The sequence below is a fragment of the Kitasatospora sp. NPDC001261 genome (assembly GCF_042896795.1).
Lineage (GTDB): Bacteria > Actinomycetota > Actinomycetes > Streptomycetales > Streptomycetaceae > Kitasatospora.
Window position 1 is genome coordinate 72,399 of record NZ_JBIAXP010000009.1, and the last position, 18,815, is coordinate 91,213.

At 74.2% G+C, this 18,815-nt stretch carries 17 protein-coding genes, 1 tRNA gene and 1 riboswitch; of the genes, 12 read left to right on the forward strand and 6 right to left on the reverse strand.

From position 1 onward, the window contains the following. Window positions 1–76: 76 nt before the first annotated feature. Window positions 77–148 (reverse strand) — tRNA-Cys (locus ACFY4B_RS14280). 84 nt (window positions 149–232) lie between these two features. Next, a riboswitch (guanidine-III (ykkC-III) riboswitch) is annotated at window positions 233–298 on the forward strand. A gap of 44 nt (window positions 299–342) precedes the next feature. Between ACFY4B_RS14280 and ACFY4B_RS14285 the strand changes: the two genes are divergently transcribed. Both ACFY4B_RS14285 and ACFY4B_RS14290 read left to right on the forward strand, forming a co-directional pair. After that, window positions 343–657 carry a multidrug efflux SMR transporter gene (locus ACFY4B_RS14285; RefSeq protein WP_049656934.1) on the forward strand — a complete coding sequence of 105 codons (315 nt, stop codon included), beginning with the start codon at window positions 343–345 and terminating at the stop codon, window positions 655–657. A gap of 94 nt (window positions 658–751) precedes the next feature. Next, a complete protein-coding gene (locus ACFY4B_RS14290) occupies window positions 752–2,191 on the forward strand; it encodes an MFS transporter (protein ID WP_380775127.1) in 1,440 nt (479 codons plus the stop codon). 3 nt (window positions 2,192–2,194) lie between these two features. Here ACFY4B_RS14290 and ACFY4B_RS14295 read toward each other — a convergent pair whose 3' ends face one another. After that, on the reverse strand, window positions 2,195–3,484 hold the full coding sequence (locus ACFY4B_RS14295; protein ID WP_198959474.1) for a hypothetical protein: 1,290 nt from the start codon (window positions 3,482–3,484) through the stop codon (window positions 2,195–2,197). Window positions 3,485–3,889: 405 nt separating this feature from the next. Between ACFY4B_RS14295 and ACFY4B_RS14300 the strand changes: the two genes are divergently transcribed. Genes ACFY4B_RS14300 through ACFY4B_RS14310 form a run of 3 tightly spaced genes read left to right on the forward strand, consistent with a single transcriptional unit; the run spans window position 3,890 to window position 8,432 of the window. Next, the gene (locus ACFY4B_RS14300; protein ID WP_049656930.1) at window positions 3,890–4,531 is read left to right on the forward strand and encodes a class F sortase; all 642 of its coding nucleotides are present in this window, start codon (window positions 3,890–3,892) and stop codon (window positions 4,529–4,531) included. Next, a complete protein-coding gene (locus tag ACFY4B_RS14305; protein WP_380740342.1) occupies window positions 4,528–5,853 on the forward strand; it encodes an alpha/beta hydrolase in 1,326 nt (441 codons plus the stop codon). The genes ACFY4B_RS14300 and ACFY4B_RS14305 overlap by 4 nt, the downstream gene beginning before the upstream one ends. After that, complete coding sequence (locus ACFY4B_RS14310; protein ID WP_147409113.1) at window positions 5,820–8,432, forward strand: rhomboid family intramembrane serine protease; 2,613 nt, start codon at window positions 5,820–5,822, stop codon at window positions 8,430–8,432. The genes ACFY4B_RS14305 and ACFY4B_RS14310 overlap by 34 nt, the downstream gene beginning before the upstream one ends. A gap of 144 nt (window positions 8,433–8,576) precedes the next feature. On the opposite strand, the gene ACFY4B_RS14315 is transcribed toward ACFY4B_RS14310, so the two are convergent. Continuing rightward, window positions 8,577–9,002 (reverse strand): SsgA family sporulation/cell division regulator, encoded by a 426-nt coding sequence (locus ACFY4B_RS14315; protein ID WP_049654781.1) that lies wholly within the window; start codon window positions 9,000–9,002, stop codon window positions 8,577–8,579. Between the two features lie 312 nt (window positions 9,003–9,314). On the opposite strand from ACFY4B_RS14315, the gene ACFY4B_RS14320 reads away from it, so the two are divergent. The 3 genes from ACFY4B_RS14320 (at window position 9,315) to ACFY4B_RS14330 (ending at window position 13,010) form a co-directional block, all read left to right on the forward strand. Beyond that, a complete protein-coding gene (locus ACFY4B_RS14320) occupies window positions 9,315–11,147 on the forward strand; it encodes a DEAD/DEAH box helicase (protein ID WP_074005029.1) in 1,833 nt (610 codons plus the stop codon). Window positions 11,148–11,514: 367 nt separating this feature from the next. Beyond that, a complete protein-coding gene (locus ACFY4B_RS14325; protein ID WP_049654777.1) occupies window positions 11,515–12,165 on the forward strand; it encodes an IclR family transcriptional regulator in 651 nt (216 codons plus the stop codon). 38 nt (window positions 12,166–12,203) lie between these two features. Next, window positions 12,204–13,010 carry a S16 family serine protease gene (locus ACFY4B_RS14330; RefSeq protein WP_074005030.1) on the forward strand — a complete coding sequence of 269 codons (807 nt, stop codon included), beginning with the start codon at window positions 12,204–12,206 and terminating at the stop codon, window positions 13,008–13,010. Window positions 13,011–13,083: 73 nt separating this feature from the next. On the opposite strand, the gene ACFY4B_RS14335 is transcribed toward ACFY4B_RS14330, so the two are convergent. Beyond that, window positions 13,084–13,854: a helix-turn-helix domain-containing protein gene (locus ACFY4B_RS14335; protein WP_387968046.1), complete on the reverse strand. Its 771-nt coding sequence runs from the start codon at window positions 13,852–13,854 to the stop codon at window positions 13,084–13,086. Window positions 13,855–14,006: 152 nt separating this feature from the next. Then, window positions 14,007–14,489, reverse strand: a complete 483-nt coding sequence (locus ACFY4B_RS14340; RefSeq protein WP_181970601.1) for an Lrp/AsnC family transcriptional regulator — start codon at window positions 14,487–14,489, stop codon at window positions 14,007–14,009. Between the two features lie 273 nt (window positions 14,490–14,762). Here ACFY4B_RS14340 and ACFY4B_RS14345 point away from each other — a divergent pair, with 273 nt between their 5' ends. Then, the gene (locus tag ACFY4B_RS14345) at window positions 14,763–15,368 is read left to right on the forward strand and encodes a VOC family protein (protein ID WP_387968048.1); all 606 of its coding nucleotides are present in this window, start codon (window positions 14,763–14,765) and stop codon (window positions 15,366–15,368) included. Between the two features lie 48 nt (window positions 15,369–15,416). Here the strand turns inward: ACFY4B_RS14345 and ACFY4B_RS14350 are convergent, their stop codons facing one another. Next, window positions 15,417–15,983: a hypothetical protein gene (locus ACFY4B_RS14350; RefSeq protein WP_387968050.1), complete on the reverse strand. Its 567-nt coding sequence runs from the start codon at window positions 15,981–15,983 to the stop codon at window positions 15,417–15,419. A gap of 134 nt (window positions 15,984–16,117) precedes the next feature. On the opposite strand from ACFY4B_RS14350, the gene ACFY4B_RS14355 reads away from it, so the two are divergent. The 3 genes from ACFY4B_RS14355 (at window position 16,118) to ACFY4B_RS14365 (ending at window position 18,718) form a co-directional block, all read left to right on the forward strand. Then, a complete protein-coding gene (locus tag ACFY4B_RS14355) occupies window positions 16,118–16,822 on the forward strand; it encodes a response regulator transcription factor (RefSeq protein ID WP_074005033.1) in 705 nt (234 codons plus the stop codon). After that, window positions 16,819–18,351, forward strand: coding sequence for a sensor histidine kinase (locus ACFY4B_RS14360; RefSeq protein ID WP_387968052.1), 1,533 nt, complete (start codon window positions 16,819–16,821; stop codon window positions 18,349–18,351). The genes ACFY4B_RS14355 and ACFY4B_RS14360 overlap by 4 nt, the downstream gene beginning before the upstream one ends. A gap of 193 nt (window positions 18,352–18,544) precedes the next feature. Beyond that, the gene (locus ACFY4B_RS14365) at window positions 18,545–18,718 is read left to right on the forward strand and encodes a hypothetical protein (protein ID WP_375874773.1); all 174 of its coding nucleotides are present in this window, start codon (window positions 18,545–18,547) and stop codon (window positions 18,716–18,718) included. Window positions 18,719–18,815: the final 97 nt, after the last annotated feature.

The following is an 18,815-nucleotide window of genomic DNA, read 5'->3' on the forward strand; positions in this document are numbered from 1 at the left end:
ACGGAAAGCGGTGCAAACAGCGGAAAGGAATTGCCGGCCGACTTTTCCGGGTCGACCGGCAATTCCTTTCTCCACGAGGCCATGGCGGGGATCGAACCCGCGTGTACCGCTTTGCAGACGGTTCCCTAAGCCACTCGGGCACACGGCCAGTGAATTCATAGTGGCCGATCCGGGGAGAGCGGTCAACGCTCCTTTGTAAATTCTGTATGGCAGTGTGTGCTACCGTCGGAGACCGGTGGCGGCATTTCCGCCACCCCGGACGAGCGCGTCGTACCCGGTGACGACAAGACGGCGCAGTTCAGCGGCAATCCGGCCGCTGTGGACTGCGGAGGCACCACCGTCATGGCCTGGCTCGTTCTGATCCTCTCGGGTTTCCTCGAAACCGTCTGGGCGGTCGCCCTGGAATCGTCCAAGGGCTTCACCCGCCTCGTTCCCAGCCTCGTCTTCGGCGTCGCCCTGCTGTTCAGCATGGGCGGGCTGGCGTACGCGATGCGCACCATTCCGATCGGCACCGGCTACGCGGTCTGGGTCGGCATCGGCGCGGTCGGCACCGCGGTCTACGGCATGGCCGTCCTGGGGGACGCGGTGACCATGGCCCGGATCGGCTGCCTGCTGCTGATCGTCTCCGGCGTGGTGGGCCTCAAGGTGCTGCACTGAGCCCCGGCGGGCCCGCGGCGTAGGTCCCGGGGCGGAGTCGATCACCGACCGGGGTCAGGGGTCATCGAGGCGGACGGCTCTTACGATGTTACGTATGACCACTGCCTCCCCCACCTCGGTCGACCCTGTTCCGATACCCCTCGACGACGACCCCGGTGGCGGGGTGCTCGGCGGCCGCTACCGCGCGCTGACCCTGGGGATCGTCTCGGTGGTCCTGGTGATCGCCTTCGAGGCGACGGCCGTCAACACCGCGATGCCGACCGCGGCCCGCCAGCTGAACGGGCTCGGGCTGTACGCCTTCGCCTTCTCCGGCTACTTCACCACCACCCTGTTCGCCCTGGTCGTCTCCGGCCAGTGGTGCGACCGGAGCGGCCCGCTGAGGCCGCTGTTCAGCGGCATCGCGGTGTTCGGCGTGGGGCTGGTGGTGGCCGGGACGGCGCCCGGGATGTGGGTGTTCGTGGCCGGCCGGGCGATCCAGGGCCTGGGCGGCGGGCTGGTGATCGTCGCGCTGTACGTGGTCGTCGGCCGGGCCTACCCGGAGCGGCTGCGGCCCGCGGTGTTCGCGGCCTTCTCCTCCGCCTGGGTGCTGCCCTCGATCGTCGGCCCGCTGGTCTCCGGGGCCGTCACCCAGCACCTGGGCTGGCGCTGGGTGTTCCTGGCCGTGCCGGCGCTGATCCTGCTGCCGCTGGCCGTGATGGGCCCGGCGCTGGCCCGCTCGGAGCGGGAGCGCCCGGTGGTCCGGGGCGCGGCCTTCGACCGCCGTCGCACCCTGCTGGCCGCGATGGCGGCGGTCGGCGCCGGCCTGCTGCAGTACGCGGGCCAGCGGCGCGACCTGATCGGGCTGCTCCCGGGGATCGCCGGGGCGGCGCTGCTGGTGCCGGCCGTCCTGGGGCTGCTGCCGACCGGGACCCTGCGGGCCGGGCGGGGGCTGCCGGCGGTGATCCTGCTGCGCGGGATGGCGGCCGGGGCGTTCCTCGGCGCCGAGGCCTTCGTCCCGCTGATGATGACCACCCAGCGGGACCTCTCGCCGACGCTGGCCGGCCTGACCCTGACCAGCGGCGGCCTCACCTGGGCGGTCGGCTCCTGGCTCCAGGGCCGGCCCGGGGCGGAGCGCTACCGCGAGGCGATGATCCGGGGCGGCCTGCTGCTGACCGCGGTGGCGATCGGGGGCGCCGCGCTGGTGCTGTTCCCGGCGGTGCCGGCCTGGGTCGCGTCGGTGGCCTGGGGCGTCGGCGGCATCGGGATGGGGATGGCGATCGCGAGCGTCAGCGTGCTGATGATGAAGCTCTCCACGCCGGAGGACGCCGGGGCCAACTCGGCCGCCCTGCAGATGAGCGACGCGCTGGGCAACGTGCTGCTGACCGGGATGGCCGGGGTGCTGTTCGCGGCGCTGGGCGGCGGCTCGCTCGCCGCCGCCCACGAGGGCGGCGGGGCGGCCGGCTCGCCCGGCGCGTTCGCGGTGATCCTGCTGTCGATGGCCGGGGTGGCGCTGCTCGGCGCGCTGCTGGCCGGCCGGGTGCGGGCGAAGGCCTGACGGTCAGGACCCGGCGGGGGCTCCGGCCCCCGCCGGGGCTCCGAGGAAGGCCTCCCAGCCGCCGGCCGGGGCCTGGCCCGGGGCGAGGGTCTGGAGCTTGCGCAGCACCGCCGGGTCCTGGGCGTCCAGCCAGTCGACCAGCTGCCGGAAGGAGACCAGCCGGACCTCCGGCTTGCCCGCGATGGTCCGGAGGACGTCCTCGACGGCGTTCATGTAGATGCCGCCGTTCCACTCCTCGAAGTGGTTGCCGATGACGTACGGCGCCCGGTTGCCGTTGTAGGTGCGGTCGAAGCCCATCAGGTAGGCGTCGCGGGCCTGGGTCTGGAAGCCGGGGTGGAGCGCCGGGTCGGCCTTGGTGTTGGGGCCGCACTGGTTGTACATGATGTTGTAGTCCATCGAGAGCACCTGGAAGGTGTGCCCGGGGAACGGGATGGACTGCAGTGGGAGGTCCCACAGGGCGCCGCCCTGGATCTTCTGCGGCCACACCTGGGTGCCGTTGCCGCTGCTGTCGTAGCGCCAGCCGCGCTTGACCGCGGTGGGCAGCAGGTTGCGCTGGCCCTCCAGACAGGGGGTGCGGCTGCCGATCAGCTCCTTGCGGTAGTCGAAGGGCAGCGCCGGCAGGTCGGTGAAGCCGGTGTTGGTGCGCCAGTTCGTCACGAAGTCCATCGCCTGCTGGATCTCGCTGTCCCACTCCTCGGGGGACCACTTGCCGACGCCGGTGGAGCCGCAGAAGTGGCCGTTGAAGTGGGTCCCGATCTCGTGGCCCTCCAGCCAGGCCGCGTGCACGTTCTCCAGGGTGTCGCGGATGTGCTGGTCGCTCAGGTAGCCGATGTCGGAGGCGCCGGCCCTGTGCTGCGGCGGGCGGTAGAGGTCCTTCTTGGACTCCGGCAGCAGGTAGAGGCCGCTGAGGAAGAAGGTCATCTTCGCGTCGTGCTCCTGCGCCAGCCGGCGGAAGCGGGCGAACAGGCCGTTGTCGAGCTCGCCGGCGCCGTCCCAGGAGAAGACCACGAACTGCGGCGGGCGCTGGCCGGGCTGCAGCCGGTCGGGGACCGGCTGGTGCGGCTGGGCGCCGGTGTCCGAGGTGGAGCCGTCGCCGATCAGGACGGCCTGCGGCTTGGGGGCCGGGGCCGGGGCGGGGGTGTCGCCCCGCTCGTCGGCCGCGCCGGTGGCCGGGACGACGGCTCCGGGCACCCGCACTCCGCCGGTGGCGTGGTCGCTGCCGCAGCCGGCCGCCAGGGTGGCGGCGGTGGCGGCGCCCGCCGCCAGCAGGGTGCGGCGTGAGAGGGCTTCCATGGTCACTCCGTTCGTGGGGCGGTGGGGCGGCGTGCGGGAGTGCGGAGTCCGGTCGGACAAGTGGGTGATACAACCCGTGGCCGGGTCAGCATGGCACGGGGGCGGGGCCGGTCGGAGAGGCGCAGCGCGTCGTCCGGAGCGATCGCCCGAACGCCGCAACCGATCGGGTCCGTAGAACCGTCGGTAGCTCGTGTCGGGAGTGTTCCTGCGGCGATCGTATGCGGGGGGCGGCCGTCGCGCTCCGCGACCGGGTGCCCACGGGGCGCACGAAAGAGGGCGTCAGCCCTGCCGATCGGCGGGTGCCGGTACGACCGTCGTATGGACGTGCCTTACAGTCCGTTCCGGTTGAATTGTTTCCCAGGAAACTCCCAGGAAGCGGGGTTCCGTCGGCAGAGGGGAGCGCCCGTGGGCGTCCAGCAGAGCAGGGGGCCCTGGCCGGGCACCCTGGCGGCGGGTGCCGCGCTGGTGCTCGGTGCCTGGCTCGTGCACGACGGAGGCCCGTCGCTGCCGCCCGCACCGGGGGCCGGCCAGGCCCAGGCCGGGATCACGCCGGTCTCGGTCGTCCCTCCGCTGGGCCCGTCCGCGCCGACCCGGATCCGCATCCCGGCGGTGCGCCTGGACGCCCCGGTCACCGCGCTCGGACTGGACGCGGACGGCCACCTGCAGACCCCGCCCGAGGCGGACCGCAACCTGGCGGGCTGGTACCGGGGCGGGGCCAGCCCCGGCCAGCGCGGTACCGCGATCCTGGCGGGACACGTCGACAACAAGACCGGCCCCGCGGTCTTCTATCATCTGGGCGCGCTCCGTCGGGGGGACCGGATCGAGATCGCCCGGGCGGACGGCGCCACCGCCGTCTACCAGCTCTACGCCATCGAAGTGCACGACCGAAAGGACTTCCCGGACGATCGGGTCTACCGTCAGGCCACTGACGCGCAGCTGCGGGTGATCACCTGCGGCGGCTCGTACAGCGAGGAGCACGGCTACGACGGCAACGTCGTCGCCTACGGCTTCCTGGCCGACACCACCCCGCCGGGCAAAGCCGCATGAGCACGCTGACCCTTGCCTCCCGCTGGAACCCGATCGACTGGCCGCTCACCGAGGGCCTGATCCCGCACGCCGTGCTGGCGGCCGGCTGGGCGGCGCTGATCGCGCTCGCCGTCGGCCGCGGCCGGAGCTGGTGGCGGGTCCGCCTGCCCGCCGCCCTGATCACCGCCGCGGCGCTCAGCTGGCTGCTGGACGTCGTGGTCGACGGCTGGTGGCACCCCTTCCCGGAGGGCACGCCCAAGTACGTCACCTGGTGGATAGCCATCGCCCTGACCGGGCTCTGCCTGGCCGGCTACCGGATGCGCCGGCTCACCTGGCGGCGGCGGGGGCTCGCGCTGGGCCTGTGCGGCCTGGTGGTGCTGATGGCCTCCTCCGAGGTGAACATCGGCTTCGGCCAGTTCCCGAGCGGGCGCGTGATGCTCGCGCCGTGGCTGACCAAGACCGACGGGCTGGTCGCCGACAAGGCGGGCCAGACCGTGGCCGCCCCGCCGGGCAGGACGCTGGAGGAGGTCTGGCAGCCCCCGGCGGACCTGCCCGAGAAGGGCACCGTGTCGGTGGTGCCGATCCCCGGCACCAAGTCGGGCTTCAAGGCCCGCGACGCGTACGTCTACCTCCCGCCCGCCTACCAGGCCACCCCGCGGCCGCTGCTCCCGGTGGTCGTGATGATCACCGGTCAGCCCGGCGTCCCGGGGGACTGGGTGCTCTCCGCGCAGATCAACGAGGCGCTGGACGCCTACGCCGCGGACCACGGCGGCCTCGCGCCGATCGTGGTGATGCCCGACCAGCTCGGCTCCACCTGGGCCAACACGCTCTGCCTCGACTCCAAGATCGCCAAGACCCAGACCTACCTGGCGGTGGACGTCCCCGAGTGGGTGCACCAGCACCTCCAGACGGCGGCCGGCCGGAAGTCCTGGGCGATCGGGGGCGCCTCGATGGGTGGAACCTGCGCCCTCCAGCTCGGCGTCAACGCCTCCGACGTGTACGGCACCGTCCTCGACATGTCCGGGCAGGAGGAACCGACCCTGGGCAGTCGGGAACAGACCGTCAAGGCCGCCTTCGGTGGTGACGAGAAGAAGTTCGACGCGGTCGATCCGCTCCAGGTGATGGCCCGCAAGAAGTTCCCGGACACCAACGTCGCGTTGGTCGTCGGCGAGACCGACGAGGAGTTCAGACCGCAGATGGAGAAGGTCTACCAGGCCGCGCAGGCGGCCGGAATGAAGTCCAAGTTCGAACTGATGCCGGGCGGCCACGGCTGGGTCGTCTTCCGGCCCGGCATCGCCCAGCAGCTCCCGTGGCTCGCCCAGCAGACCGGGCTGACCCGGTGACCGGGGCGGGGACGGCGCTGGCCACCGTCGGCGAGCAGCGCGGGCCGGGGCCGGACGCGGAGCGCTCGGCCGAGCGCGGCACCGACCGGGCCGACCGGGCGCCGGTCACCCGGACGCCGGAGCCGCGCCCGCAGAAGGTCCGGCGGGCGGCCGGGGTGCTCGGCGCCCGGCTGCGCTCGGCGCCGCTGACGCTGGCCCTGCTGGCCGGGCTCTGGCTGCTCGGCGCGGCCACCCGCAGCCTGGGCCACGGCCCGTCGGACCGGCTGCTGGAGCGGGCCGGCATCGGCCTGTCCACGCTGGCCGAGGGCCACTGGTGGACGCCGGTCACCTCGATGTTCTGGTGCTCGGGCCGCGGCTCGTACGTGTTCACCAGCCTGCTGCTGCTCCTGGTCGGCCCGGCCGCCGAGCACCGGCTCGGGCGGCTGCGCACCCTCGCGGTGCTGGTCGGCGGGCAGGTGGTCGGCACCCTGCTGGGCACCGGGCTGGTCGCGTTCGGCTCCTCGGCGGGGGAGCAGTGGACCGCCTCGGTGGCCGACCAGATCTCGGTCGGCCCCGGCGTCGGCGTGTTCGCGCTGGCCGGGGTCCTCGGGTACCGGCTCACCGTGCTCTGGCGCCGCCGGCTGCACCTGCTGGTGCTGCTCGTCCCGCTGGTGATGACGCTGTACGTGGGCCACCTGCAGAGCGTCCAGCGGTGCGCCGCCGCGCTGGCCGGGCTCGGCCTGGGCGCGCTGGTCAGCCGGGGCCGCCCGCACCTGCGCACGCACCGCTCCTCGCACTCGGAGACCCGGGTGCTGGTGGCGCTCTGCCTGGTCGCGGCCGCCTTCGGGCCGCTGCTCGCCTCGCTGTACGACAACGCCAGCGGGCCGTTCAACACCTTCTCCGAGCTGTACTTCTCGCACCGGCTCAGCCCGGACGAGGTGGCCGACTTCTGCGCGCAGTCGGCGCACGACTGCGCCCGGGCGCACGCCGTCGTCCGGATCTTCGACACCCCGGGCCGGATGATGGCCGCGCTGATCCCGGCGCTGCTGCTGGTGCTCGCCGAGGGGCTGCGCCGGGGCCTGCGGTTCGCCTGGCTGGTCACCGTGGCCACCGAGCTGCTCTGGGCGGCGCTGCTGTGCTGGCTCTACCTGGACGCCGGGCCGGTCAGCCGGGACGTGGTGCAGTACTTCGTCGAGGCGCTGCTGCTGCCGCTGCTGACCACCGCGCTGCTGGTGGCCACCCGCAAGCGGTTCCTGCTGCGGCTGTCCGGCCGCTCGGTGCGCCGGCTGGCCTTGGTGCTCGGCGGCGCGGCGCTCGCCTCCGCGGCCACCTACGTGGGGGTCGGGCGGCTGGTGGCCGGGGAGTTCGAGCCGGGGGCGTCCGCCCGCCGGCTGGTGGCCGGGCTGCCGGCCCAGTTCCTGCCGCCCGCGTACAACGACCTGCTGCCGGACTACCCGATCGCGGTCGGGCCGGTGGCGCGCTTCCTGGAGACGTACTGCGGGCTGGCGTTCTGGGCGGTCGCGCTGGCCGTGCTGCTGTCGGTCTTCCGCCGGCCGGTGCTGCACACCGACGCGGCGGCGGCCGCCCGCGCGCGGGCGCTGCTGGCCGAGCACGGCGGCGGGACGCTCTCCTTCATCGCCACCTGGGACGGCAACCACTACTGGTTCGACGAGGGCGGCCGGGCGGCCGTCGCCTACCGGGTGGTGGGCACCGTCGCGCTGACCACCGGCGACCCGTTCGGCGCGCCGGAGGACCGGGCCCGGGCGGTGGCCGGCTTCGCCCGGTACTGCGACGCGCGCGGCTGGACGCCGTGCTTCTACAGCGTCTGCGGCGAGACCAGGGCCGCCACCGCGCAGCTCGGCTGGCGCTCGGTGCAGGTCGCCGAGGACACCGTGGTGCCGCTGCCCGAGCTGGCCTTCACCGGCCGCAAGTGGCAGGACATCCGCACCGCCCTCAACAAGGCCGGCAAGCAGGGCATCTCCGCGGAGTGGTGGGCGTACCACGAGGCGCCGCTGGCGCTGCGGGAGCAGATCCGGGCGATCTCCGAGGAGTGGGTCTCCGAGAAGGGCCTGCCGGAGATGGGCTTCACGCTCGGCGGGCTGGAGGAGCTGGACGACCCGGACGTGCGGGTGCTGATCGCGGTGGACGAGCAGCGGGTGGTGCACGGGCTGACCAGCTGGATGCCGGTGTACGAGAACGGCGTGCCGGTCGGCTGGACGCTGGACTTCATGCGCCGGCGCTCGGACGGCTTCCGCGGCGTCAGCGAGTTCCTGATCGCCTCGGCGGCGCTCGGCTTCAAGGAGGAGGGCGCGCGCTTCCTGTCGCTGTCGGGCGCGCCGCTGGCCCGGACCGGGCAGGACGAGGAGCCCACCGGCCTGCAGCGGATGCTGGACTGGATGGGCAAGGTGCTGGAGCCGGTGTACGGCTTCCGCTCGCTGCTGGCGTTCAAGGCGAAGTTCCAGCCGGAGTACCGGCCGATGTACATGGCGTACCCCGACCCGGCCGCGCTGCCCGGCATCACCAGGGCGATCGGCAAGGCGTACCTGCCGCACCTGACGGCGGCCCAGGGCGTCCGGCTGATGCGCAAGCTCTCGGGCTGACCCGCCCAGGGGGCGCGACCGTACGGGCTTCCCGGGCCCCGGACCCGGGTCGCCGCGCGACGGACGCGGACGGACGGTTCACCACGCGGGCGGGCGCGTCACGGCCCGGAAGCACGGGGGCGCTCCCGCGGGCCGGCGCCCCCGTCAGCCGAGCAGCTGGGCGAGCGCGCGGTCGGCGTCCAGGTGCAGGTGCTCCTCGCCCTCCGGGACGACCAGCCGGCTGCGCCACAGGAAGCGGCGCAGGTCGGCGGCGTCGAACTGGAGCAGCGCGGTGCCCTCGGGCGCCCGCAGCTCGACCATGGTGCGCCGGCCGACCGCGGGCCGGACGTGGACGTCCCCGGCGCCGGACGGCAGCTCCAGACCGGCCGAGAGCAGCTGGCGCGCGAAGACCCAGACGATGTCCTCGGAGCCCCGGCGCTCGGCCGGGTCGTCCAGCGAGAACTCGGCGGGGAAGGCCATCCGGACGGCCAGCGGGTCCTCCGGCAGGTAGGAGAGCCCCACCCGCAGCCGGACGGAGCGGTGGGAGGAGAGGATCAGGCGGGCCTGGACGGTCTCTTCGACGGTGCGCACGGGCGGGGTCCCTTCGGTTCGGTGCGAGGCTGCGTGACAGCAGTGAGGGTTGCTGCGGCCTCACCCTGGTGAGAGTCCCGGGACCGGTGGTGCTTACCGGGTTCCACGAGGCAATCGGTGTGATCCGGGTCACATCGATTTCCGGCCGCACGGGCCCGGCGCGGAGCGCCGCCTGGAGGCCCGAACGGCGCCGGACCCGGTACGCTGGGCGGGTTGTCCGATTGCCGCCCGACCGCGGGGTGAGGCCGCAAAACCGCCTCTGACCTGCGATGATCCCCCTCGGAGACCGTGAGTACTGCCGCCGCCTCCTCGATGCCGCTGTTCTCCGACGTACCGGAGCCGCAGGCGCCCGTCCGATCCGTCGGCCACGCCGCGCCCGCCGGTTCGCACCACCTCTCCCCGGCCTTCCCCGGCCGCGCCCCCTGGGGCACCGCCGGCAAGCTGCGGGCCTGGCAGCAGGGCGCGCTGGACAAGTACATCGAGACCCAGCCGCGCGACTTCCTCGCGGTCGCCACCCCGGGCGCAGGCAAGACCACCTTCGCGCTCACCCTGGCCTCGTACCTGCTGCACAACCACCTGGTGCAGCAGGTGACGGTCGTCGCACCGACCGAGCACCTGAAGAAGCAGTGGGCCGAGGCCGCCGCGCGGATAGGCATCCGGCTGGACCCGGCGTACTCCTCCGGGCCGCTCTCCCGGGACTACCACGGCATCGTGGTCACCTACGCGGGCGTCGGGGTCAACCCGATGCTGCACCGCAACCGGACCGAGGCCCGCAAGACCCTCGTGATCATGGACGAGATCCACCACGCCGGTGACTCCAAGTCCTGGGGCGAGGCCTGCTTCGAGGCCTTCGAACCGGCCACCCGCCGACTGGCGCTGACCGGTACGCCGTTCCGCTCCGACACCAACCCGATCCCGTTCGTGGCCTACGACGCGGGCAGCGACGGCATCCGCAAGTCCATCGCCGACTACACCTACGGCTACGGGCACGCGCTCGCCGACCACGTCGTCCGCCCGGTGATCTTCCTCAGCTACAGCGGCAACATGCGCTGGCGCACCAAGTCCGGCGACGAGCTGGAGGCCCGGCTCGGCGAGCCGATGACCAAGGACCTGATCGCCCAGGCCTGGCGCACCGCGCTGTCCCCGCAGGGCGAGTGGATCCCCTCCGTCCTCCAGGCCGCCGACCGGCGCCTCACCGAGGTCCGCAAGGCGATCCCGGACGCCGGCGGACTGGTCATCGCCACCGACCAGAACGTGGCCCGCGCCTACGCCAAGATGCTGCGCGAGATCAGCGGCGAGAAGGTCACCCTGGTCCTCTCCGACGAGACCGAGGCCTCCAAGCGGATCTCCGACTACGCGGAGGGGACCTCGCGCTGGATGGTCGCCGTCCGCATGGTGTCCGAGGGCGTCGACGTGCCCCGGCTGTGCGTCGGGGTCTACGCCACCTCGATCTCCACCCCGCTGTTCTTCGCCCAGGCCGTCGGCCGCTTCGTGCGCGCCCGCAAGCGCGGCGAGACGGCCTCGGTGTTCCTGCCGACCATCCCGATGCTGCTGGGCTTCGCCAACGAGATGGAGCTCCAGCGCGACCACGTGCTGGACCGGCCGAAGAAGGAGGGCGACGGCCTCTTCGACGAGGAGGACCGGCTGCTCGCCGAGGCCGAGCGGGCCAACGACGGGCCGGACGGCGCGGGCGGCGACGAGTTCTCCTACGAGGCGCTGGGCTCCGAGGCGGTCTTCGACCGGGTCCTGTACAACGCCATGGAGTTCGGCATGCAGGCCCACCCGGGGAGCGAGGAGGAGGAGGACTACCTCGGCATCCCGGGCCTGCTGGAGCCGGACCAGGTGCAGATGCTGCTCCAGAAGCGCCAGCACCGGCAGATCCAGCGCAGCAAGACCAAGCCCGCCGAGGAGGCCGACCTGCTGGAGCTGCCGGCCGAGCAGCGGCCGGTGGTCACCCACCAGGAGCTGCGGGAGCTGCGCAAGGAGCTGAACGCGCTGGTGGCCGCCTGGCACCACCGCACCAACCAGCCGCACGGCACCATCCACAACGAGCTGCGCCGCCAGTGCGGCGGGCCGCTCACCGCGCAGGCCACCGCCAACCAGCTCAAGGCGCGGATCGTGAAGATCCGGGAGTGGGCCAACTAGTCCGGGCGGCGGCCCGGCGGGGCCTGTCGGCGGAGGGGCTTCGAAGGGCGGCGCGTCCGGTCATCGGACCGGGGGCGCGTCCGGAGCCCGACGCACCCGGCGAATCGCGGGGGTTCGTCCCGAATCCGAGGCGCTGTTGGAGTTGATCACGCCCGAATTTTGGACAACCACTTCCGTCGCGTCATTTCCTTCACTACCTTTCCCCCACGCTCTTCCGTCGGGCAACCCCCGCGGGACGGCGTCGCAGGGCCGTGCGCGTCAACGACGACGCCGTACGGCCCGAGCGCGGCCACCCCCACCTGCGCGCGACACCGACCTTGGAACGGCGCCGCCCGCCCCGCGAGCGCCGCGGAAAGGATTGCCCGTCGTGACAGCCGAGACCTCCCAGACCCTGGACCGCGGCGTCCGGGTCCTCAAGCTCCTCGCCGACTCCGAGCGCGGGCTCACCGTGACCGAGCTGGCCGCCCGGCTGGCCGTCAACCGGACCGTGGTCTACCGGCTGCTGGCCACCCTGGAGCAGCACGGCCTGGTCCGCCGGGACATCGGCGGGCGCGCCCGGGTCGGCCTCGGCGTGCTGCGCCTCGCGCACCGGGTGCACCCGCTGCTGCGCGAGGCCGCGCTGCCGGCCCTGCGCAGCCTCGCCGAGGACCTCGGCGCCACCGCCCACCTGACCCTGGTGGACGGCAACGAGGCGCTGGCCGTCGCCGTGGTCGAGCCCAGCTGGACCGACTTCCACGTCGCCTACCGGACCGGCCTGCGCCACCCGCTCACCGAGAGCGCGGCCGGCCGGGCGATCCTGGAGGCGCGCACCTTCCCCAGCCAGCGCCGGCCCGAGCAGGGCTTCGTCATCACCCGGGCGGAGGAGCAGTCCGGGGCGAGCGGGGCCGCCGCCGCGCTGGTCGGACTGAGCGGCATCGAGGGCAGCGTCGGCGTGGTGATGCTGAACGGCATGGTGCCCGAGCGGGTCGGCCCCCGGGTGGTGGAGGCGGCGACCGAGGTGGCCGACGCCCTGAGGTAGCGCCCGCACCCGGTGTCGGGTGTGTTTGGATTCCCCTTGTGTCCGACACCAAGCTCTCCAAGGCCCTCACCTCCCCGCGGACCCGCGCGCTCACGCTGTGCGGGGTGCTGGTCGCCGCGCTGTTCGGGGTGGCCGCCTTCGTCCCGCTGCCGTACACGATCACCTGGCCGGGCCTGACCGCGGACACCCTGGGCTCGTACGAGGACAAGCCGGTCCTCACGATCACGGGCGCGCCGCTGCGCACCACCGAGGGCGAGCTGCGGATGGTCACCATCACGGCGACCAACCCGGGGCAGAAGAACACCTTCTGGCGCTCGATGCAGGCCTGGTTCGACCCGAAGGAGGCCGTGCGCCCGACCGAGACGGTCTACCCGGAGAGCAACCCGGTGAAGGCCGACGAGGCGACCGCCGCGCAGATGGCCGAGTCGCAGGACGCCGCCACCGCGGCCGCGCTGAACTACCTCCGCCTGTCGCCGGACCAGGTGAAGGTCAAGGTCGACCTGGGCGCGGTCGGCGGCCCGAGCGCCGGCCAGATGCTGGCGCTGGGCATCGTCGACAAGCTGGCCGGCGACGGCAAGGGCGGCGACCTCACCGGCGGGCTCACCGTGGCCGGCACCGGCACCATCGAGGCGGACGGCACCGTCGGCCCGGTCGGCGGCGTCCCCCTGAAGACGCAGGCGGCGGCCCGGGACGGCGCGACGGTGTTCCTGCTGCCCAAGGACGAGTGCTCGGACGCCAAGGTGAACACCCCGAAGTCGCTGCGGCTGGTGCCGGTCGGCACCCTCGGCGAGGCGGTCTCCGCCCTGGAGGCGCTGAAGAGCGGCGGCAGCGTCCCGTCCTGCTGACCTCCGGCCGGCCTCGTGCGGGCCTCCGGTCGGCCGGGCGTCCCCCCGCACGGGGTCGGCCCGGCCCGCGCGGTCAGATCCCGAAGGCGACCGCGGCGAAGTCCTCGCCGAGCCGGGTGCGCAGCTCGGCGGCGATCCCGGCCAGCCGGTGGGCCTGGGCCATCGGCAGGGAGACCGAGATCGCGCCGATGCCGTTGCCCGCGACGATCGGCACCGCCGCACCCGCCGAGCCGAGCGCGTACTCCTGGAACTGGGTGATCGGGACGGCCCGCCGCGGGCCCTGGCGGGGCAGCAGCGGCAGGCAGGCCGGGTCCCGCAGGGTGTACGGGGTGAACGGCACCATCGGGTAGCGGGCCAGGTGGGCCCGGCGCTCCTCGGCGGTCATCAGGGCGAGCAGGGTCTTCCCGGCCGCGTGGGCGTGGGCGCCGACCCGCCAGCTGTGCCGGTCGATCAGCGGCGCGCCGGGGGCCTCGGCGGCCTCGATCAGCTCCACCTCGCCGTGCCGGTACCAGGTGAAGTAGACGGCGGCGGACAGTTCGTCGGCGAGCAGGCCCAGCAGGGCCCTGAGCCGGGCCCGGTCGGTGGGCGGGCCGTCGTCCCGGACCAGCCCGGTGACGGCGGGGCCGGTCAGGTAGCGGCCGCTGTGGCGCTCCAGGTAGTGGTCGTGCACCAGGGTGCGCAGCAGGTGGTAGGCGGTGCCCAGGGCGAGGTCGGTGTCCCGGGCGAGCTGCTTGGCGGTGGCGCCCTTGGGGTAGCGGGCGGCCGCCGCCAGCAGGCGCAGGGCGCGCTGGGCGGAGGCGATGAGGGTGGGGGCGGTACCGTCGGCCGCGACGGCGTTCGTCATGCGGGGGCCGACCAGGGGGAGGGCGCGGCCGCCACGGGTATCAGCGGGCCGGAGAGCGGCGCCAGGATTTGTAGAACGTTCATACATAAATCTTGCGGCCCCCGACGCCTCCTGCCTATGCCGAATCGGCGCGTGGCGTGGCGCGGACCCTCCTACTCGGCGGCGGCCTGGTCCACCAGCGGCAGGATCCGGTACGGCACCGGGTTCTCCAGCACGATCGCGGTGGACGAGCGGACGATCCCGTCGAAGCCCAGCACCCGGTCGATCACCCGCTGCAGATCGGCGTTGGACCGGGCCACGATCCGCACCAGCATGTCCCCGATCCCGGTGATGGTGTGCAGCTCCAGCACCTCCGGCACGCTCGCCAGGTGCGCCCGCACGTCCGCGCCCTGCCCCTGGGAGATCTCCAGGGTGGCGAAGGCCGTCACCGGGTAGCCGATCGCCGCCGGGTCCACCTCCGGGCCGAAGCCGCCGATCACGCCCTTGGCCTGGAGCCGGTCCAGCCGGGCCTGGACGGTGCCCCGGGCGACCTGCAGCCGGCGCGAGCACTCCAGCACCCCGATCCGGGGCTCCTCGGCGAGCAGCCGGATCAGCCGGCCGTCCAGCGGGTCGATCGTGTCGTTCGTACTGCCCACGATGGAATTCCCTTGAGGGGCAGCGGAGTTGGGGGAGCCGGGGGAGCTCGGCGAGTGGGCGGGGGGCATTCGCGGCACCGTCCTGTGGTGGGCATTCTGTACAGCGGCGCGGCCGATTCTCCCGCTCCGGGGCACAGCTTGACCAGGAGGAAACGGAACAGTTGCGCGCGGGTCGGCCCGGCGACACCCTCCAGCCACACCCCCGTGCGCAGGGCCCCACCCCCGGTGCCGGGGGCGGCCACGATGGTCCGTACGCCTACCGGGAGGGCAGTCATGACCGACACCGCCGCCGAACCCGCCCTGTTCGGGGCAGACCTCCCAGCGGACCCGGCGGAGGCGGGGCCGCTGCCGATGGGCCGCGCCGACGCGGTGGTCTTCGCGGTCGCCGACGCGGAGCGGGCGGCCCGCCGCTACTGCGCCGCGCTCGGGCTGCGATGTACCGCGTACGCCGGGCCGGAGACCGGCGAGCCGGAGCTGCTCTCGTACGTGCTCGCGGCGCCGGGCACGCGGATCGTGCTCACCTCCCCGGTGCCCGCCGCCCCGCCGGGGCCCGCCGCCCCGGTGCGGACCGCCTCCCGGACCGCGTCCCGGGTGCGGACCGGCGGCCCGCGCGGCCGGGAGCTGACCGCGTACCTGGACCGGTACGGGGACGGGGTGCTGGACCTCGCGGTGAGCGTGCCGGACGTCTACTACGCCTACGACTACGCGGTGGACCGGGGCGCGCTGTCGCTGGCCGAGCCGTACGAGGCGCGGGACGACTACGGCGCGGTGGTGCTCGCCACCATCGGGGTGCCGGGCGGGACCAGGCACACGCTGGTGGACCGGGCGGGGTACGTGGGGCCGTACCTGCCGGGGTACGTGCCGTGCGACGGCCTCTGACGGGGCGTCGTGCGGCGGACCGGTTCCTGACGGTCCGCCGGGAGCGCCTCAGCGGATCGCCGTCTCCACGATCGGCGGGTGGCCGTTCCAGGAGGCGAAGACGGAGTTGGCCTCGTCGCCCCGGGTGAAGTCGACCCGCAGCCACTGGCCGTCGGTCCACACCTGCATCTGCCAGCCCGGGTCCGGGGTGGCGGAGACCAGGGTGGCCCGGTCCGGCTTCAGGTCCAGCGCCACCTTGCCGCCCGGGATCGGGTAGCTCTTCACCGTGGACGTCGTGGTGGCGGTGGGGACGGGCCGGCGGGTGGGCGGCGCGGCGGCGGTGGTGGCGGGGGCCGGGCCGTGCGGGGCGGTGGCGGCGGTGGCGGCGTTGGTGGTGCCGGTGGTCGGGGAGGCCGCCGGGGAAGGGGGCGTGGACTGTGCGGCGGAGCGCGGCTGGTCCGCGGTGGCGGGCGCGGAGTGCAGCGTGCCGTCGGCCTTCGGGGAGGGCAGCGGCAGCGCCGTGGGCCGTTCGAACGCGGCGCCGGTCAGCACCGCGTGCACGCCGAGCCAGGACAGCGCCACCGCCGCCCCGGTGGCCGCCGCCCAGGCGCCGAGCTGTACCAGTCCGTTCCGCATCGTCCGCACATCCTGCCGTATTTCCATACGGATGGAGACCGGCACCCCCGGTATTCAGCAGGGCAGTTGCACAATGTCCGGACCCACCCCCGAGGTACAGACCACTGACCGGCGATGGCGTACCGTGCAGGCCCATGGCAACAGTGCTCGTGGTCGAGGACGACCCCTTCGTACGATCCGCCCTCATCCGGCACCTGACCGACACCGGTCACGCGGTCCGCAGTGTGGGCACGGCTCTGGAGGCGCTGCGGGAGGTCGCCCAGGTCGGCTGTGACCTGGTGATCCTCGACCTCGGCCTGCCGGACCTGGACGGCAGCGAGGCGCTCAAGATGATCCGGGGCCTGACCAACGTGCCGGTGATCATCTCCACCGCCCGGGACGACGAGGCCGAGATCATCCGGCTGCTCAACGACGGCGCCGACGACTACCTGGTGAAACCTTTCTCCGGGGAGCACCTCAGCGCCCGGATGACCGCCGTGCTGCGGCGGTTCGGCAGCGGCGCGGCCCCCGTCGCCCAGGTGCTGCGGGTCGGCGGACTGGCCATCGACCTCCAGCGGCGGGAGGCCGCGCTGGACGGACGGCCGCTCGACCTGACCCGCCGTGAGTTCGACCTGCTGGCCTTCCTGGCCGCCCGGCCCGGCGTGGTGGTGCCGCGCAAGGAGATCCTCGCCGAGGTCTGGCAGCAGACCTACGGCGGCGACCAGACCATCGACGTCCACCTCTCCTGGCTGCGCCGCAAGCTCGGCGAGACCGCCTCCAACCCCCGCTACCTGCACACCGTCCGGGGCGTCGGGGTCCGACTGGAGGCCGCCGGAGGACTGCCGGAGCACCGGACATGAGGCGGTTCGGGCGCTCGCTGCGCTGGGCCCTGATCAAGGCCGCGGTGGCCGGGACCACGATGGTCGCGCTGGCCTTCCTGATCCCGCTCGGGCTGATGGTCCAACAGACCGCGCGGGACCGGGCCTTCACCGCCGCCGAGCGCCAGGCCGCGGCGCTCGGGCCCGCCCTGGCCATCACCACCGACGAGGACGCGGTCAACCGGGCCCTGGCCAGTACGGACGCGGGCGGGCAGGGGCGGATGGCGGTGCACCTTCCGGCGGCCGGGCAGCCCGCCGGAGCGGGCGGCGCCGACGCGGCGGCCGCGGGGACGGGCGGGGGCGGCCCCGGGACGGTGGCCGCGGGGACGGGCGGAGGCGGCCCCGGTGTGGCGGCCGCCGGGACCGGCGAGCCCGAGGGCCCGATGCTGGGGGAGGGGCGCGCCGCCGCGGCCGACGTGGCCACGGCCGGCGGAAAGGGCCGCTCCTTCACCGTGAAGGTGGCCGGCGGGTACGCCCTGCTCCAGCCGGTCGCGGTGGACACCGGGCGGACCGCGGTGGTCGAGGTGTTCGTGGCCGAGAGCGACCTCACCCGGGGCGTGGCCACCGCCTGGCAGGTGCTCTCCGCCGTGGCGCTCGGCCTGGTCGCCATCTCGGTGCTGGTCGCCGACCGGATGGGCAGCCGCATCGTCGCCTCCGCGCGGAAGCTCGCCGCCGCCGCCCGCTCGCTCGGCGCCGGGAACCTCGCGGTGCGGGTCCCGGTGGAGGGCCGGCTGGTCGCGGGCAGCCCGGAGGAACTGCGCGAGGCCGGCCAGGCGTTCAACACCATGGCCGACCGGGTGGTCCAACTCCTCGCCGCCGAACGGGAACTGGCCGCGGACCTGTCGCACCGGCTGCGCACCCCGCTGACCGTGCTGCGGCTCAACGCCGCCTCGCTCGGCGAGGGCGACGCGGCCGACGCCACCCGGCACGCGGTCGCCCAACTGGAGCGCGAGGTCGACCAGATCATCCGCTCGGCCCGCCGCGCCCCCGAGGACGCGCCCGTCGTCGCGGTCGGCTGCGACGCCGCCGAGGTGATCCGGGAGCGGGTCGCCTTCTGGTCGGCGCTGGCCGAGGACGAGGGGCGCCGCTGGCAGCTGGCCGGCGCCGAGCGGGCGGCGCCGGTGCCCGTCCAGCGCGGCGACCTGGCGGCCGCCGTCGACGCGCTGCTCGGCAACGTCTTCCGGCACACCGCCATCGGCACCGCCTTCTCGGTGGACGTACTGGCCACCGACTGCTCGGTGATCGTGCTGGTCGGCGACGCCGGACCGGGGTACAGCGACCCGGCCGCCGCCCTCAAGCGCGGCGAGGGGCACGGCGGCGAGGGCTCCACCGGCCTCGGCCTGGACATCGTCCGCAAGCTCGCCGAGTCCACCGGCGGGGACCTCGCGCTCGGCCGCTCCGCGGTGCTCGGCGGCGCCGAGACCCGGCTGCGGCTGCGCACCGGGCCGCAGGAGGCGGCGCCCGCGCGGGGCGGACGGCGGCGGAGCCGGGGCGCGCTGTTCCAGAAGTGACGGGGTTTCGGGGTGGCCGGGCGCCAGGTGTGGCGGTACGGCGCCCGTGCGCTCTTCCTTAACGGCGGCCTAAGGGACCTCTACCGCTCGCTCAGCCCGCCCGCCGCGCCCCCGGCCCACCGCTAGCGTCGGTCGCGCCGACCTCCACCCCGGCGCCGACCCCACCCCGGCCGTCACCCCCACGGCGACCGGTGTGCCCGTTCCCCCGGTCGGCGCCGGGGCCGGACACACCCTGTGCGTGGACACCCCGCTCCACCCGCCGTACGACCTGGTCGCAGGGGCCAAGGCCCATGCCGACGCGGCGTGCTCCAGCGTCGTCCAGCAGCCGCTGGACTTCACCCGGGCCCCGGGAGCGTACAAGGGCTGAGGGTTGTGATCGCGTGATCGCCTGATTCCCGGCCCTGGCCGTCCGTGCCCCGCTCGCGGCGGAGGACGGCTGGTCAGGGCCGGTTCGTCACGCCGGG